Here is a 16,489-nt window from a genome sequence, read left to right on the forward strand (position 1 = left end):
CCGCCCTTCCTCGCCCGGCTCCAATGGACTGATCCTGACCCATTGCATCGGCGCGGTCAACATGCGCTAGGCTGATTCCGTGCTTCGTAGCTATCCGTGGTTTAGCGAGCCGGCCCTGGGTGGGCCCGGCGGCGACCACGTGCGCTGACCACGAAGCACCCAGAGCCGGCAAGGCAGAGGCGATTCGCCTCTGCCTTTTGTTTTGCCCCAGACACAGGGCAGGCCGGCGGGACCTCCGGCGGCCTGCTGGAGAGGAACCCCGATGTCCACGCACAACCAGCGCATCGTCAGCTCGCGGCCGATGGTCTCGCCCGCGCTGCTGCGCGACGAGGCCCCGCTCGCCGACGCCGCCGAGGCCGTCGTCGTGCAGAGCCGGACCGCCGTCACCAACGTGCTCAACGGCGTCGACGACCGGCTACTCGTCGTCGTCGGACCGTGCTCCGTGCACGATCCCGTGGCCGGCCTCGACTACGCGCGGAGGCTGGCCGCACTGACCGCCGAGCTGTCCGACGAGCTGTGCGTCGTGATGCGCGTGTACTTCGAGAAGCCGCGCACCACGCTCGGGTGGAAGGGCCTGATCAACGACCCGCGGATGGACGGCTCCTTCGACGTCAACCACGGGCTGCGCGTCGCCCGGAAGCTGCTGCTCGACATCCTCGACCTGGGGCTGCCGGTCGGCTGCGAGTTCCTTGACCCGATCACTCCGCAGTACATCGCCGACACCGTGACCTGGGGATCCATCGGCGCCCGCACCGCGCAGAGCCAGGTGCACCGGCAGCTGTGCAGCGGTCTGTCCATGCCGATCGGGATCAAGAACTCCACCGAGGGCGACGTCCAGGCCGCCGTCGACGCCGTCAAGGCCGCCGCCTCCAGCCACGTGTTCCCCGGCATCACCGACGACGGCCTGGCGGCGATCTTCTCGACTGCCGGCAACCCCGACTGCCACGTCATCCTGCGTGGCAGCAGCGCGGGTCCGAACTACGACCGCGCCAGCGTCGAACACACTGTCGGCCGCCTGACGAAGTCCGGCCTGCCTGCGCGGGTGATCGTCGATGCAAGCCACGGCAACAGCGGCAAGGATCACCTGCGCCAGCCCCTGGTCTCCGGGGACATCGCCGACCGGATCGCCGCCGGCGAGACCGAGGTGGTCGGCATCATGCTGGAGAGCTTCCTCGAGGCCGGGCGGCAGGAACTGGTGCTGGGCCACGCCGAGGAACTGGCCTACGGACAGAGCGTCACCGACGCCTGCATGGGCTGGGACGTGTCGGAGTCCGTGCTCCGCTCCCTCGCCGACGCCGTCAGTCGGCGCCGGGCTTTGCGGTCGGCCGCGACCATGTCGTCAGCTTCCTCGGTTGTGACGGCCTAGCGCTTCGCCGCCGAACATCTCAACTCCGGCGATCGAGCGCTTCACCGTCGCAGTGCTCGATCACGCCGGTCGACGGGTCCGCCGCCGGAATGCTCGTCTTGGGCGACGCGGCAGCCGGTCGTTTCATGGGTGATGTTCGACGACCTCGCGGTTGTCGAGAGCGCGACCTCTGACGGCCGGATCGTCAGCGAATGTTGATGTGTTGACGAGTGTTGTCAACAGTGGATGGGCCAATCAACACTTGACCACAGTGGACACGAGTTGACCCGGTTGACGAGTCTTGAGGAGGGCAGGCCGGTCTAGCCGGCGAGGTCGAGTTCGCGGCCGGCCTCGAAGCTGACGGAGCCTCAGGTGACGGGCGGCAGCCTGATCTCGCCATACGGGTGAGGGCGATCGATTTCGGAGGTCGGGATGAAGGACGAACTGGAGTTCTTCGACGTCGAGACCGTGCCGTGGCGGCCGGACCCGAATGCGCCGGGGGTCAGCGAACGGGTGCTCAGCCGGGAGGCCGACGGCGAGGTGGGCACGCGGATCGCGAGATGGGCGCCGGGTACGGAGACGTCGAGCGTGATCCGGCACGACTACTTCGAGGAAGTTCTGCTGCTCGAAGGATCCCTCCACGACATCACGCTGGACCGGACGTTTCGTGCCGGCCACTTCGCCTCGCGGCGGCCGGGGATGCCGCACGGTCCCTATCGGACGGTGGACGGCTGCACGATGTTGGAGATCAGGAGCCGTCCAGCTGACGCATCTTGAGCTGGTTGTACGGGGAGTCCGGTCGCACGCTGATCCGCTCCCCGACCAGCGTCCGGGCCTGTGCGGTGCAGCCCGCACGAATGGCGGCCTCGACCAGCGTGCGCTGCATGACGTCGCGCTGGGCGTGGCTGCCGCCGAACTCATGGACGTAGCGGCGGATGGGCCAGAGCAGGTCGACCGCCTCGGCGTAGCGGCCGCGGCCGAATGCGAGCAGTGCTTCACATATGGGCAGGCCGACGCGCGCGGTCGTGGCGACGTTGGTCTCGGGCCCGGCTTCGGCGACGTAGCGGCGGCGGTCGGCTACGAGGTCTGCGGCCAAGTTGTCCTCGCCGGCTCCGACGTAGGACATGACGGCATGCATGTCGTTGAACGCGTTGAACGGGACCGTCATGCGCGGCGGCCACGTCGCGGCGAGTTTGGCCCAACGGTCGCCGACCGCCTCGCCGAGCAGGTGCAGCCGCCACATCAGGCTCGCGGCGTTGACGGCCTCGGTGATGGTCGACTCCTCGGTCGGCGCGAGCCGCTCGTCGTAGAGGTCGAGTGCCTCGCGGTAGCGGCCGGCTTCCAGCAGGAACAGGCAGTAATGCCACCAGATGTGCACGCGAAGCAGGTTGCCCTGATCCCAGTCGGGCCGGCGGCGGTCGAGCATGGCGATGCCGTCGTTGTAGGTGGCCCGCATCTCGTGGGTGTGACCGACGGCGTGCACGCTCCAGACGTCGGCGGCGTCGAGCTCCATCGACCGCAGGCCCGTCTGCTCGGCCAGCTCCCAGTGGCCGCATTCCTCCAGGCCGAAGGCGTACATGCCGAGCAGGTTGGCGTAGTGCGGATCCGCCGTGCTCCAGGCGGGCAACGCGCCGCCGATGCGATCACGGAGCGACGTGGCGTTGCCGGTGAGGAAGTCGATCTGGTGACCGACGGCCAGCGCCAGGGCGTCGCGGGGCTGTTCGGCCACCAGGTCGGCGAGCAGTGCGCCGGCGGCGTGGAGGTCTCCGTCGAGAAGCCGGGCCGCGGCTTCGACATGGAGGCGTTCGCCGACGGTGAGGTCGCCAACGTGCTGCCGGAACTCGGCGAACTTCGCCGCGATCGGCGGCACGTACTGCGGATCGGTGCTCAGCACGGCCAGGTACACCCGCATGGCGTTGGCCGTGGGCTGCAGCGGGTCCTCGGTGACCACACGCTCAGATCGTTCGCCGACGTCGAGGCGGAAGTGCAGCAGCGAGTCGACGGCTCCGTCCAGCTCCTCGACCGCCGCCGCAGTTGCCGCGTGCACCGAAATTCCGTGCTGATCCTGGCGCATTCCTCCGACAATACGGCTATGACCTTGCCACTCGGCGTCACCGGCGTGATCATCCCCGTGCTGGCGGCGGAGCCGCTCCTGGATCGACCGGGCGTCCCGCCACGCGTCGTCGAGGCCCATGTGACCGTGCTGTTCCCGTGGGTGCCGATGGACCGGTTGACCGATGAGGACGAGCTTGCCCTGGCCGCGATTTTCGCCGACGCACCGCCGATCGACGTCCGGCTGGCTGAGTTCCGCCGCTTCCCGACGGTCCTGTATCTGCGGCCCGAACCGGAGGAACCGTTCCGCGAGCTCACCCGTCGAGTGGCCGCGCGCTGGCCGGACCACCCGCCCTACGGCGGCGAATTCGGCGACGACATCCAGCCCCACCTCACTGTCGCGATGGACGTCTCCGACGAAATCCAGAACTTCGTCGAAAACGAGCTTTCCGTCGAACTTCCCCTCCGCGACCGTCTGACCGAGGCGTGGCTGGTCTACTCCGACGGCGAGCGGTGGCTGCGTCGGGCGACGTTCCCGTTCGGCCCGGCACTGCGGCCGGAGGGCGACTGATCACTGACTGCTCGGGGTGAGGCTTCAGAGCAGGCCGAGTTGGGCGGCGCGGACGCCGGCTTGGAAACGGCTGCGCGCGTCGAGGCTGAGCATGGCGGCGGCCATGTCGTTGCGCACCGTTCGGACGCTGACGCCGACCTGGCGGGCGATGGCGTCGTCGGTGAGGCCGTCGGCGAGCAGGCGGAGGACCTTGTGATGACGGGGCGTCTCGTCGGGCAGGTGAGGGCGGCGAGGACCGGGGCCGCTGTTGGCCCAGAGCTGGTCGGCGAGCACGCAGAGCGGTGTGACAGACGAGGTGGCCCGGTTGACGACGGCACGGTCGCCGGTGATGACCATGGCGACCGAACGGTCGACGAGCAGCATTGTGGTCGGCAGGATCGGGACGATCCGGGGTGCGGCGCCCCGGGTGCGCAGCCAGGTGGCGTGCGCGGCGACGGCCGGCGTGCGAATCAGCTCGCTGCGCCAAACCAGCCGGAGTTGAGCACCGCGACGGAGCACGGCCTCGGCGACCGGGGTGGCGAACTCGAACGAGCCGGTTCGGTGCTCCCCGCTGAGGATCACGACTTCCCGGCGGGCGTTGGCGACGAGGTGTTCGGCGAACGAGTTCATCTCGTCCAGGCCATAGAGGTGATCGGGACCGGGCGGCTCGTGACGGGCGATGAGCTGGGCGATGGACAAGGCCTGCGGTCGCGAGTCGCCGGCGCTGAGGCCCCACACCCGACTCGCCGCCAGCACGGGCAGTGCGAGGGCCGGGTCGACGGCACGGACAGCGCCGCTCTCTTCTGCGGAGGCGACCATCAGCCCATCAGCTCGCAGGCGATCGAGCGCGGCGGCGACGCGACCGTCGGGATGCGGGCGAACGGCGGCATCGGGGTGGCCGAGATCGATGTGGCGGTTCAGATCGGCGAGGCGCCAGCGGACGCGGGTGAGTGCCGTCAGATAGACGGTCTCGGCGACGGAGTCGAGCCCCAAGCCGCTCACGAGCACACCTCCAGGGCGGATGACCACTGCTGAGTCACACCGAATGCTGCCGGTGTCGGCTGACGTACCGCTTGTCCGACGCTTGTCCGGCGCGGCCCGGGCGGTGGCGAACGGGTCATCCCTCTAGGCCGTGCTACGCCTAGGCCTCACTGACCAGGGACACGGCACCGGCGCAGACGGCGCAGACCAGGGCGAAGATGAGCGGCTCCATGGTGCCGGCGTTGGCCCGGTCGAGCATGGCCCAGAGCAGCACGAGGGCGTTGGACGACGCGAGCAGCACGCAGGCGAGCCCGACAACCGGCCGGCGCAACGGCAGGGTCAAGACCGCGAACCGATAGCCGGACGGAACCCGGAACAGCTCGACGAAGGCCAGGACCACGACGACGCACGGGATGGCGAAGCCGAGCCAGGCGAGCACCGGGGTTGGCTTCGGCAGGCCGGCGACCATCAGGAACATGCCGGCGATCACCACGGCCATGGACAGCTGTCGGACGGCACGCCAAGCCAGCTTCTCCGCCAACGGCGACCGACCGGCTCCCGAAGGCCCACCGACACCGTGGGAGCGGCCGGTCTCGACGAATCGGTCTCGACTTGGGGACCGATCAGCTGCCGGACGATCGACTCGCGGGGATCGGTCACCGCGAGAGTGGTCGACGGTCAGGCTGCCGTCGACTGCGGACCGGCGGCTGGGCGAAGTTCGACCGCCGTCTGACGTGCGGTCGTCGCCGGAAGGTCGACCGTATGCTGAAGTTCGACGAAAAGCGGAAGTTCGGCCGCGAGCGGGCCGGCCATCGGAGAGGCGGTCGCCCAACGCGGACGGGCCGTCGACGTCGTTGGCCGCAGGACGGGCTCCAGCAAGACGGCTGCCGAAGAGGCGGTTGATCGCAGACCGGTAGCTGGCAGGGTGGTCGACGGCCTGATGGTCGAAGGTGCGCTGGTCGGCAGCCCGATGATCGGCGGCCCGGTGGTCGACGAAGCCGTGGTCGACGGCAGAGCGGTGGGCGGTGCGACGGGGTTGCCACTCGTCGGACGAGACTGAGGAGTTCGTCCACGGACGTGTCGAGCGGTGGGCGAAGGGAAGACCACCGGAAACCGAGGGTGGGTCGACATCGCGAAGTGCGGCGAACTCCTCGCCTTCGACGAACTTCTGATTGTCGACGAACTTCTCGTTTTCGGCGAAGTTCTGCAGTCCGGCGGAGCGAGGGGTGGCCTGACGGAGCCGGGCCAGTTCGGCGCGAACGCGAGGATCGCCCGGTCTGCGACGCATGGCGGTGCGGTAGGCGTGCTCGGCGGTGGCGAGATCGCCGGTGCGGCGGGCGGCGTCGCCGAGGATGAGATACGGCCGGACATGATCGGGCTGGTAGCGGACGGCCTGGGCGGCGGCGTCGACGGCGTCGGGCCAACTGCCCGCGGCGCCGAACGCCTCGGCGAGGGCGATGCGGCACCGCCAGTCGGAGGGCGCCGAGCGCACAGCCTGACGAGCGGCGGAGACGGCCTCCTCATGACGGCCGAGACGACTCAAAGCCTTGCTGGCGAGACGGTGGGCCCACGCCCTGTCCCCACCGAGCGGTATCGCGCGGCGCGCGGCGGCAAGGGCGGCGGTGGCGTCGCCGCGGTCAAGCAGTGCGGCGGCAAGCCGGCACCAGACCTCGGCGCTGTCGGGATGGGAGCTGGCGATACCGCGCAGCAGGGCAACGGCTTTGCGTCGCCGGCCGGAGGCACTCAACTTGGCTGCTCGATCGAGTACGTCTCCGAGCGGTTCGACCATCGCTTGTGTCCTCCCACCAGCCGGACCAGGCAACTCGGGCAAGTCTGGCAGTGGCCGACACGGAACAAGGGGACCGTCTTATACCGGCGTGTCGCAGAGGTGAACACCGCTGGACGGCCCAACTAGTCGAGGTCAGCTCACGAGGCTGGGCCACGTAACTGCGCGACATCGATGCCCGGCGACGTTCGGGTACGGAACAGGCTTTGACCAGGTCAGCGAGGATGCGAAAGGGCGGAGGTACATAGGGAGACCGGGCAGCCGGGCCGCGTCGTGAAGGTCCGCGGCGAGCGGGGCGACATGAACTGGCTGTGCCACGAGCCCACAGAGCGGATGGGCGCGGCGATGGACGTCGCCAGCGTCCGAGGGCAACTGGTGGTGACGACGCCGTCGGAGCGTCGTCAGCAGACACCACTGGGCCGGACAATCGGCTCGGACTCGACGAAACGACCACGGCTTCCGTCCCGGACCGGACGGAGCAGCAGGAACTGATCGTCCGGAGACCTGATCCGAGCGACCGTCGCGTGCGTATCCCGAGCTGACAGAGAAGGGTCGCCAGGTCCAGGCGGCGGTCCGGCTCGAACTGGAACTGGTCGAACGGGCCGTGCTCGACGCGTTGAGCACGGAGGAAGAGCGGCGCTGCGGCGCGTGCTGCTGCGGTTGGCGGTGCCCGACGAGGGCGGCGGCGGCCCGGACGGCCCACGGGTGTAGCGATCATCACGTCTGAAAGTGGTCACAACAGGGGCAAGGCCGTTCCCCTTTTCAGGTCATATCCCCACACTTTCGTACGGTGAATGACGAAACCGCTGGACCGCCACCCGGATGAGTGACAGATTGAGCGGGCAACTCCGCCTGGGGGCGACATTGAGTGAACGTGGACAAGTTCTCCAGAGGACTCCGCCACTGTTGACTCAGGACGAGTGTCGGGAAGCCGAGGGGTGAACACGATGCGTAACGACCACATGACGCTCCGCTCGATGGCGGTGCTGGACCTGTTGGTGCCCGATGCACCGTCGGTCCCCGTCGAGGTCGAACTCCGCTACGACACCCGCGACCCGTACGCAGTGACAGCGGCGTTCCGCTCCGGCCCGTCCGGCTGGGTGGAGTGGTGCTTCGCCCGTGACCTGCTCGCCGACGGCCTGATCGCGGAGGCCGGCTCCGGTGACGTCCGCATCCGCCCGGCGGTCGACGACATCGAGCTCGTGATGCTGGTCGTCAGCTCGCCCGCCGGTCTGGCCATGTTCGAGGCGTCCGCGCAGGAGCTGGCCGACTTCCTCGACCGCACCTACGATCTCGTGCTGCCCGGCACCGAGGGCAGCTGGGTCAGCGTCGACGACGCGCTCACCACCCTGATGCCCTACGACCTGAGCTGAGGCTCGGCCCACCCCGCAGCGCGGATCACCCTCGGCGAAGGAACAACCCCCGAGCCACCCCTGTTGGAATGTTTCGTTGTCGCATGCAAACATTTCGTGAGGGAGTCGAGCGGTGGGGTTACGCCAGCTGAGCCCGAAGGTTGTCGTCAGCGTCGTCTTCGTCGCGGCGCTCTTCCTCAACATCCTCGACACGACCATCGTCAACGTCGCGCTGCCGACGATCGCCGCCCAGTTCCACGTGACCGCCGCCGACGCGGGCGCGGTTGTCGTCGGCTACCTGCTCAGCCTCGCCCTGGTGATCCCGGCGTCGGGCTGGCTGGGCGACCGGTTCGGCACCAAGCGGGTGTTCCTGATCGCCCTGGCCGTCTTCACGCTGGCGTCGGCGCTGTGTGGCGTGGCCCAGTCGCTCCCCGAACTGGTCGCGTTCCGGCTGCTCCAGGGCCTCGGCGGCGGCATGCTCGCGCCGATCGGCCTGGCCATGCTGTACCGGGAGTTCCCGCTGGCCGAGCGCATGCGGGTGAACCGCGTGCTGATTCTGCCGACGGCGGTCGCGCCGGCGATGGGACCCGTGTTGGGTGGCCTGCTCGTGGACACGCTGTCGTGGCGCTGGGTGTTCTACGTCAACCTGCCGGTCGGCGTGCTGGCCTTCCTGTTCGGGCTGTTCCTGCTGCGTGAGCACCGCGAGCCGGGCGCCGGGCGGTTCGACGTCGCCGGTTTTGTGCTGTCCGGCGTCGGCTTCGCGCTGCTGATGTACGCACTCACGGAGGGCGCCACGCTGGGCTGGGGCGCGCCGCAGATTCTGATCACGGGCGTGCTCGGCGCCGCCCTGCTGGCCGCGACCGTGATTGTCGAACTGCGGGTGCCGGAGCCGATGTTGGACCTACGACTGTTCGGCGACCGACTGTTCCGGAGCATCAATATCGTCCAGCTGATGTCGACGGCCGGCTTTCTCGGCACGCTGTTCGTGTTCCCGCTGCTCTATCAGTCCGGACTCGGCGTCTCGGCGTGGCAGACCGGGCTGACGACGTTCCCGGAGGCCGTCGGCGTGCTGGTCGGCACGCAGATCGCCAGTCGGGTGTACTCGACGCTGGGCCCCCGGCTGCACATCGTGCTGGGTGTGGTGAACGCGGCGGTCGGAATGATGCTGATGACGCTGGTCGGGGCGGCCACGCCGCAGTGGGCGGTCATGTTGATCATGTTCTACCTGGGACTGGGCATGTCCAACAACTTCAACCCGGCGCAGACCGCCGCGTTCGCGCAGGTGCCGCCGGCCAAGACGGGGCGGGCGTCCACGCTGTACAACTCCGGCCGGCAGGCTGGGTCGGCGATCGGTGTGGCGGTGCTGGGCAGCGTGCTTGCCGCGTTCAGCAGCGGCGGGGCTTCGGGTGGGACAGGCCACCTGCTCGGCTATCACGTGGCGTTCGCGGTGGCGGCCGGACTGATGATCGCGTCCGGGGTGGCGGCGCTTCTGATCAAGGACGGCGACGCGGCGGCGACCGTGACCCGATCGGAACGGGTTGCGGCCGTCGAAGCGGCGGACGTTGCTGCGGCGGCGAGCGGCGCGACGGCGAACTTCGACGACATCGAGAAGTTCGGCGGTGCGGAGAAGTTCGGCGAAGTGGAGAAGTTCGACAACGCGGACAAGTCCGGCGAAGCGGAGAAGGTCCACGAGATGCAGAAGTTCGTCGAACTCGAGAAGTTCGACGACGGGCAGATGTTCGACGACGGAGAGAAGTTCGGCCGCACGGGCAAGTTGGACGACATCCAGAAGTTCGACGTCATGGACAAGTTCGACGACATGGAGAAGTCGGGCGAAGTTGCGGGGGCCGGTGAAGTGGTGGGAGTGGGCGACGTCGTGAGGCCTGCGGCCTCGCGGAAGTCGCCGACGCGGTGAAGGTCGGCGACATGGTCGAAGTCAACGACGTCCTGGAGGCCGGGGTGCGGTGAAGGCCGGCGGCGCGATAGAGGCCGGCGACACGGAAGTTCGACGACGTTGTGGAGGTCGACGACATCGTGGGAGTCGGAGCGGCGATGGAGGCGGCCCGATTGGCTCGCGTTGATGTGGATCGGGTCCGGCAGGCGTGACGATGGGTGGGCGAGAGTAGGCGGGATCACCCGAACGGGCGGGCGACGCTTCGGCCCTTCTGCCTAAAAGCGGTGGTCATGGGTGCGGGCGGGGGTGCCTGATCACCCTCCCAGGTGACAATCGGCGGCTCGGACGTGCGAGGCTAAGCGGCAGCACGGCGTGATCAACCACGGGGTAAGACGCGATCTGGCCGCGAAACCCGCGTCACGTCGTCGGCCGGGGTGCGTCACACCGCTGCGAGCGCCGCGATGTTGTCAGGCACCGAAGGGCTGGGAGGCGGAAGACGTGGTTGACCGCAAGGAATGGTTGGTGACCTGCCGGGATGTGGCGGGCCGACGCCGCGATCTCACGGTGTTCGTCAGCCAGGGCCATGTGGTGCTGGTCGCGCCGCCGGGAGAGACCGCCGTGCTGGCGCCGCTGGAGGTCGGACGACTGCGGGCGGCACTGAGGGATGCGGTGGTGACGGCGTCGGAGCCGGCATGAAGCTCCGCCGAGGCACGGACGCCGACCTGGAGACGGTAGGCGTCCTGTTCGACGACGCCGTGCGCTGGCTGGCGGAGCAGGGCCGCACCGGACAGTGGGGCACGGAGCCGTTCTCGACCGACTCGAAGCTGATGGAGACCATGCGGCGGCAGTTGGCCGGCGAGGCGTGGATCGCCGAGGTGGACTGCCGCGCGGCGGGCTTCATGGCGCTCGGGGAGCCGCAGGAGCACATCCCGCCGACCGACATGCCGGAGCTGTACGTGTCGAGCCTGGTCAGCGCACGGTTCCCAGAAGCGCGCGGGGCGGGGCGGATGCTGCTGAAGCACGCGGAAGCACGCGCGATCAAGGAAGGCGTGGGGCGGGTCCGCGTGGACTGCTACGCCGGCGACGACCGAGCATTGGTCGCCTTCTACGTCTCAGCGGGATTCACGCCGACGGACACCTTCACAGTCGACTCGTGGCCGGGTCAGGTGTTGGAACTCCGCTTGCGCTGACGGATCAGCGCCCACGACACGAAGCCGAGCCACACGAGGCCGGCGCAGCCGATAGCGATCCAGCCGGCGCGCAGCACGGCGTCGTCCACGAGCGTGGCGCTGAGGATCGCGCACGCGATCGCCAACACGCCGAAGCCCAAGTGGAACGGCCTGGCCCGGAACTCTCCCCACCTCGCCATGGTCAGCCATGCTGCCACGACCACTTCCTACTCACGAGTAGGTAGTGGCATCATCGCCGCATGACCCGATCGTCGCCGCTGGCCGGCAAGCGCATCCTCATCACCGGCGCGTCCTCCGGCATCGGCCGGGCCACGGCGTTCGCGATCGCCGGACTCGGTGCGATCCCACTGCTGGTCGCCCGTCGGGCCGACGAACTGGCGCAGGTCCGCGACGGAATCGCGGCTCGCGGCGGCGAAGCGTATGCTTACACATGTAACCTTACGGATGCCGACTCCGTCGAGGCGATGCTCAGGCAGGTGCTGACCGAGCAGACTCGGGTGGACATGTTGGTCAACAACGCCGGCCGGTCGATCCGGCGGTCGCTCAACAGCTCGCGCGACCGTTATCACGACTTCGAACGGACGATGGCGATCAACTACTTCGCGCCGGTCCGGCTGGTGCTCGGACTGCTTCCGCACTTCCGGGAGCACGGCGGCGGGCACGTGGTCAACATCTCGTCCATGGGCGTGCAGACGCGCACGCCGAGGTTCGCCGCGTACCTGGCCTCCAAGGCGGCATTGGACGAGTTCAGCCAGGTCGCGGCGGCCGAGACGCTGCGTGACCGCATCACGTTCACCACCGTGCACATGCCACTCGTGCGCACGCCGATGATCGGCCCGAGCCGGGTCTACGACCGGATGCCGGCCGCCACCCCGGAGCGGGCCGCCCGGCTGGTGGTGCGTGCGCTGGTCAAGCGGCCCAAGTCCGTGGATCTGCCGTTCGGCCTGCTCGCCGCCGCCGGTTACGCGGTCGCGCCGAAGCTGGTCGAGCGGGTGCTCAACCTCGCCTACCGCACGCGGTCGGTCTGACTCAGGCCGCGCGCCACGATTCGCCGGTGCGGTTCACGTTCGGCGGCAGCCACGCGCTGCCGTCGCTGACCAACGGCTCCACCCGTCCGCCGTGCCAGTCGCGCTGGCATTGGTCGGAGCAGAAGAAGTCCGACGGAGAACCAGGCCTCTCCGTACCGCAGACGACACAGGGACCGGTCATCCCACCCACCTCCCGGGTCGACGTCCACCATGGACGCTAAATCGGCAAGGGGACGAACGTGTTTCGGGATTATGTCGACTAGACACCCGAAAAGTCCCACGATTTCACGCGCTCGGCCTATGGGACGCGGGGAAGCGGTGCTGGTGGTGGGCGCTGGGGTGACGCGGGAGGGGAACACCGGCGGGTGAACCGGGAACACCGACAGGCAGGTCGGCCGGCGAACCGGAGCATCGGTGGGGCGAACCAAGAACCCCAGCAGGCGGACCCGAGGCGTCGACGGGCAGACCTGAAGCTCACGAGCGGGTCGACAGGGAAGCCAGGCCTACGGATCGGAATCCCAGCGGGTCGACGGCGAACACAGGCGGTCGGACCTGAACACCAGTGGGCAGACCGGCAACGCCAGCTGACGGACCGAGAGCATGGGCAGGCGTGCAGCAAACCGGCAGACGGGCCGGAGCCTCGGTGGGCGGACCGTGAACTCCTCAACGGACACCGGGACACAAGCAGGTGAACCGAGAACTCCAGCGTGTCGGCCGGAACACCAGCGGCGGACGCGGAGCGTCGGCAGGCGAACCACGGACCCGACGGATCTACGGAGAACACCAGCGAGCGGATCCGGAACACCCACCGGCGAATGCCAGCAGGTTGACCGCGAACGCCAGTAGCCAGACCCAGGAGACCCGCAGGCAAACCAAAAGCCCGGCTGAGCGACGGCGGAAACCAGCGGGTGGGCCCGGGACACCTCGGGCAAACCAACAACGCCAGCAGGTCGACGGCAAACACCAGCAGCCAGACCCAGGACACCGGCGAGCGAATCAAGAACCCAACGGGTCAACGGCGAACGCCAGCGGGCGGGCCCGGGACACCGGCAGGCGAACCAAGAGCCCTACAGATCGACGGCAAACACCAGCAGCCAGACCCGCGAGACCCGCGGCCAAACCAAGAACCCCAGCAGGTCGACGGCGAACGCCAGCAGTCAGATCCGGGAGACCGGCGGGCGAGTCATGAGCCCGGCGGGTCGACGGCGGACGCCAGCGGGCCGGTCCGCAATACCAGTGCGTGAACCCAGGAACCCTGTGGGGGCGACGGCGAACACGGGCGGCCTGACCAGGACGCCAGCAAGCAGACCGGCAGCTCCGGCGGGTGGGCCGGCAAGGCCGGCGAGCGGGCCGGGAGCTTCGGTGGACGGGGCGGAACCGCAGGCGGGTGGACGGGGTGGAACCACGGGCGGGTGGACGGGAACAGCGCTGGCGGGCCGAGATCCCGGTGAGCAGACGGGAAAGACCGGCGGGTGAAGCGAGGATCCCGAACAGGTCGACGGGGAACAGAACGGAACGCCGGCGGACGGGGGCCTTGGACGTCAGCGGAAGGAGTCGGAGCGGCTGTGGGCGGACGGGGAACGTCGGCGGGCGGATACGTGAGGTGGGTAAGGAAGCGAAGGGAGCCACTCACATACCGAAGAGCCACCACGCAGGAGTCAGCGGCGGCGGGAGGTTCCGAAGATTCCTCGGGTGATCTCACGGCCCAGGGCGGAGCCGGCGGAGCGGAGGAAGGACTTCACGGCCGGGTTGCCGAGGACCTGGCCGATGAGGCCGGGGTCGGCGGAGTCCTTGCGGGGCGCGGGGTCTGAGGGGTCTGAAGGACCGGCGGGGTCGGAGGAGGACGGCGGGGCGACCTTGGCCAAGAGCATCTCGTACGCGGACTCGCGGTCGACGGCCTGGCCGTACTTGGCGAACAGGGGTGACGAGGCGGCGGCCTGCTTGACGGCGTCGGCGCCGATGGAGGCCATGAGGGAACGGGGCGGCCGAAGGCGGGTCCAAGCGACGGGGGTGGGGGCGCCCTGCTCCGAAAGGACGGTGACGACGGCCTCGCCGATGCCGAGGGTGGTGAGGGCCTTGCCGAGGTCGTAGTGGGGAGTGGTGGGGTAGGTCTTGACGGTCTGGGCCAAGGCCTTCTGGTCGTCGGGGGTGAAGGCGCGAAGGGCATGCTGGACCCGGGCCCCGAGCTGGGAGAGCACGGCGTTGGGCACATCGGTGGGGAGCTGGGTGCAGAAGAAGACCCCGACGCCCTTGGAACGGATGAGCTTGACGGTCTGGACGATCTGCTCCAGAAAGGCTTTGGAGGCGTCGGCGAACAGCAGGTGCGCCTCGTCGAAGAAGAAGATCAGCTTGGGCTTGTCCAGGTCGCCTTCCTCGGGAAGCTGGTGGAACAGCTGAGCCAACAGCCACATCAGGAACGTGGAGAAGAGGGCGGGGTTGCCCTGGAGCTCGGCGAGCTCCAGGAGGGTGACGACGCCGCGGCCGCCGTCGACGCGCATGAGGTCGGTGGGGTCGAGCTCGGGCTCGCCGAAGAAGGTGTCGCCGCCGTTGGCCTCGAGGTTGAGCAGGGCCCGAAGGATCACGCCGGCGGTGGCGGGAGAGACGCCGCCGAGGCCCTTGAGGTCCTCCTTGCCCTCGTCGCCGGTCAGGTGCTGGATGACGGAGCGAAGGTCCTTGGTGTCCAACAGGGGCAGGCCACGGGAGTCGGCCCAGTGGAAGATGAGCCCGAGGGTGGACTCCTGGGTGTCGTTGAGGCCCAACACCTTGGACAGCAGGATGGGCCCGAAGCTGGTGATGGTCGCCCGCACGGGGACGGAGCCGCCGCCGTCGCCGAGGGACAGGAACTGCGCGGGGAAGCCGGCGGCGGCCCAGTCGTCGCCGGTCTCGGCGGCCCGCTTGGCGACCTTGTCGCCGCCGGCGCCGGGCTGGGACAGGCCGGAGAGGTCGCCCTTGACGTCGGCCATGACGACGGGCACGCCGGCGGCGGAGAGCTGCTCGGCCATGAGTTGGAGGGTCTTGGTCTTGCCGGTGCCGGTGGCGCCGGCGATCAGGCCGTGGCGGTTCAGCGTGGCCAGCGGCAGACGGACCCGGGCCGAGGCGTTGACGACGCCGTCGACGACGGCGGACCCGAGCTCCAGCGCACCGCCCTCGGTGGCGTAACCGGCGGCGATCTCCTCGAACGCGTCCACGCGGACCTCCCGGAACCGATACCCCGAACGGCACTGACGACACTAGGCCGAACAGCCCGAAACCGCGCGTTCAGGCGAACACGCACCGTGGCGGGATAGGCTCCTGCGGGTGACTGATCGTCTGGTGTGGATCGACTGCGAGATGACCGGGCTCGACCTGGGCAAAGACGCCCTGATTGAGATCGCGGCCCTGGTCACCGACGCGGAGCTGAACGTGCTCGGAGACGGTGTCGACGTGGTGATCCACGCCGGCGACGAAGCGCTGGACGCGATGCCCGACGTGGTGCGTGACATGCACGCCCACAGCGGGCTGACCGAAGAGGTGCGCCGGTCGACGACCACGCTCGAAGAGGCCGAGCAACTGGTGCTGGACTACATCCGGCAATGGGCGCCCGACCCCCGCACCACACCGCTGGCCGGCAACAGCATCGCCACCGACCGTGGCTTCATCGCCCGTGACATGCCGGCGCTGGACAGCCACCTGCACTACCGCATGGTCGACGTCTCCAGCATCAAGGAGCTGTGCCGGCGCTGGTACCCGCGCATCTACTACGCGCAGCCGGCCAAGGGCCTGGCCCACCGCGCGCTGGCCGACATCCACGAGTCGATCCGCGAGCTGGCCTACTACCGGGCGACGGCGTTCGTGCCGCAGCCGGGCCCGACCAGCGAACAAGCGCAGGCCGCGGCGGCCGAGGTGCTCAGGGCGGCCGGACAGGGGTAACCCGTTTTTGAGCTGAAGACGGCATGCGCTACGCTTATCGCGGTCAAGGTCGGAAACGACAGTGATCTATGGTGGGTGTAGCTCAGTCGGTAGAGCACTGGGTTGTGATCCCAGGTGTCGCGGGTTCGAATCCCGTCACTCACCCGCGTGAAATGGCCCGGCGATGCTATCGCCGGGCCATTTCCCTTGGTGTGCCTTGTGGGGGCACGGCCCCCACACCCCCACGCCGGGGCGAGCCCCGGACCCCATCGTGTGAGTTACGTCGCGAGATTCGCCTAGGACCGCACTGGCAGGCGGACGCAGAAGCGGGTGTCGCCGGGGACCGATGAGACCGAGATGGCGCCGCCGTGGCGGCGGGTGACGATCTCGTGCGAGAGGTAGAGGCCGAGACCGGTGCCGCGG

The 16,489-nt window shown here is 69.0% G+C and carries 16 protein-coding genes, 1 tRNA gene and 1 pseudogene; 11 read left to right on the plus strand and 7 right to left on the minus strand.

Translation table 11 applies throughout. The features are described from left to right. The first annotated feature begins 262 nt into the window (after positions 1-262). On the plus strand, positions 263-1,366 hold the full coding sequence (locus KUTG_RS17565; RefSeq protein WP_052394795.1) for a 3-deoxy-7-phosphoheptulonate synthase: 1,104 nt from the start codon (positions 263-265) through the stop codon (positions 1,364-1,366). 411 nt (positions 1,367-1,777) lie between these two features. Next, positions 1,778-2,122 carry a cupin domain-containing protein gene (locus KUTG_RS17570; RefSeq protein WP_043718199.1) on the plus strand — a complete coding sequence of 115 codons (345 nt, stop codon included), beginning with the start codon at positions 1,778-1,780 and terminating at the stop codon, positions 2,120-2,122. On the opposite strand, the gene KUTG_RS61355 is transcribed toward KUTG_RS17570, so the two are convergent. Beyond that, the gene (locus KUTG_RS61355) at positions 2,094-3,419 is read right to left on the minus strand and encodes a tetratricopeptide repeat protein (protein ID WP_052394796.1); all 1,326 of its coding nucleotides are present in this window, start codon (positions 3,417-3,419) and stop codon (positions 2,094-2,096) included. The two genes, KUTG_RS17570 and KUTG_RS61355, sit on opposite strands and share 29 nt — an antisense overlap. An 18-nt stretch (positions 3,420-3,437) precedes the next feature. Here KUTG_RS61355 and KUTG_RS61360 point away from each other — a divergent pair, with 18 nt between their 5' ends. Next, positions 3,438-3,968, plus strand: coding sequence for a 2'-5' RNA ligase family protein (locus tag KUTG_RS61360; RefSeq protein WP_052394797.1), 531 nt, complete (start codon positions 3,438-3,440; stop codon positions 3,966-3,968). 24 nt (positions 3,969-3,992) lie between these two features. Here the strand turns inward: KUTG_RS61360 and KUTG_RS17585 are convergent, their stop codons facing one another. Further along, positions 3,993-4,949, minus strand: a complete 957-nt coding sequence (locus KUTG_RS17585) for a helix-turn-helix transcriptional regulator (RefSeq protein WP_157494597.1) — start codon at positions 4,947-4,949, stop codon at positions 3,993-3,995. Between the two features lie 139 nt (positions 4,950-5,088). After that, positions 5,089-5,469, minus strand: coding sequence for a hypothetical protein (locus KUTG_RS63675; RefSeq protein WP_232240841.1), 381 nt, complete (start codon positions 5,467-5,469; stop codon positions 5,089-5,091). 384 nt (positions 5,470-5,853) lie between these two features. Between KUTG_RS63675 and KUTG_RS65245 the strand changes: the two genes are divergently transcribed. Further along, positions 5,854-5,988, plus strand: coding sequence for a hypothetical protein (locus tag KUTG_RS65245; protein WP_255360879.1), 135 nt, complete (start codon positions 5,854-5,856; stop codon positions 5,986-5,988). Positions 5,989-6,252: 264 nt separating this feature from the next. Here the strand turns inward: KUTG_RS65245 and KUTG_RS66260 are convergent. Then, positions 6,253-6,717 (minus strand): annotated as a pseudogene (locus KUTG_RS66260) (tetratricopeptide repeat protein); the annotation flags it as partial. A 944-nt stretch (positions 6,718-7,661) separates the two neighbouring features. On the opposite strand from KUTG_RS66260, the gene KUTG_RS17595 reads away from it, so the two are divergent. The 4 genes from KUTG_RS17595 (at position 7,662) to KUTG_RS17610 (ending at position 11,150) form a co-directional block, all read left to right on the plus strand. Then, entirely contained in the window at positions 7,662-8,087 is a 426-nt protein-coding gene (locus KUTG_RS17595; protein WP_043729723.1) for an SsgA family sporulation/cell division regulator, read from the plus strand. A 112-nt stretch (positions 8,088-8,199) separates the two neighbouring features. After that, positions 8,200-9,981 carry an MDR family MFS transporter gene (locus tag KUTG_RS17600; RefSeq protein ID WP_063753535.1) on the plus strand — a complete coding sequence of 594 codons (1,782 nt, stop codon included), beginning with the start codon at positions 8,200-8,202 and terminating at the stop codon, positions 9,979-9,981. A gap of 477 nt (positions 9,982-10,458) precedes the next feature. Continuing rightward, complete coding sequence (locus tag KUTG_RS17605) at positions 10,459-10,656, plus strand: hypothetical protein (RefSeq protein ID WP_043718205.1); 198 nt, start codon at positions 10,459-10,461, stop codon at positions 10,654-10,656. Further along, entirely contained in the window at positions 10,653-11,150 is a 498-nt protein-coding gene (locus tag KUTG_RS17610) for a GNAT family N-acetyltransferase (RefSeq protein WP_043718207.1), read from the plus strand. The genes KUTG_RS17605 and KUTG_RS17610 overlap by 4 nt, the downstream gene beginning before the upstream one ends. Here KUTG_RS17610 and KUTG_RS17615 read toward each other — a convergent pair. After that, positions 11,123-11,329 (minus strand): hypothetical protein, encoded by a 207-nt coding sequence (locus KUTG_RS17615; protein WP_043718209.1) that lies wholly within the window; start codon positions 11,327-11,329, stop codon positions 11,123-11,125. The genes KUTG_RS17610 and KUTG_RS17615 overlap by 28 nt on opposite strands. Before the next feature lie 60 nt (positions 11,330-11,389). Here KUTG_RS17615 and KUTG_RS17620 point away from each other — a divergent pair, with 60 nt between their 5' ends. Then, a complete protein-coding gene (locus tag KUTG_RS17620) occupies positions 11,390-12,178 on the plus strand; it encodes an SDR family NAD(P)-dependent oxidoreductase (RefSeq protein WP_052394799.1) in 789 nt (262 codons plus the stop codon). 1,658 nt (positions 12,179-13,836) lie between these two features. Here the strand turns inward: KUTG_RS17620 and KUTG_RS17625 are convergent. Then, positions 13,837-15,366: a helicase HerA-like domain-containing protein gene (locus KUTG_RS17625; protein WP_043718211.1), complete on the minus strand. Its 1,530-nt coding sequence runs from the start codon at positions 15,364-15,366 to the stop codon at positions 13,837-13,839. A 109-nt stretch (positions 15,367-15,475) separates the two neighbouring features. Between KUTG_RS17625 and orn the strand changes: the two genes are divergently transcribed. Beyond that, positions 15,476-16,087: an oligoribonuclease gene (orn, locus tag KUTG_RS17630; protein WP_043718213.1), complete on the plus strand. Its 612-nt coding sequence runs from the start codon at positions 15,476-15,478 to the stop codon at positions 16,085-16,087. 71 nt (positions 16,088-16,158) lie between these two features. Continuing rightward, positions 16,159-16,231: transfer RNA gene (locus KUTG_RS17635), tRNA-His, on the plus strand. Positions 16,232-16,362: 131 nt separating this feature from the next. Here the strand turns inward: KUTG_RS17635 and KUTG_RS66265 are convergent. Beyond that, the coding region (locus KUTG_RS66265; RefSeq protein WP_369794645.1) for an ATP-binding protein at positions 16,363-16,489 on the minus strand (127 nt) is incomplete at its 5' end.

This window comes from Kutzneria sp. 744 (assembly GCF_000568255.1).
In the GTDB taxonomy this organism is placed as follows: Bacteria; Actinomycetota; Actinomycetes; order Mycobacteriales; family Pseudonocardiaceae; genus Kutzneria.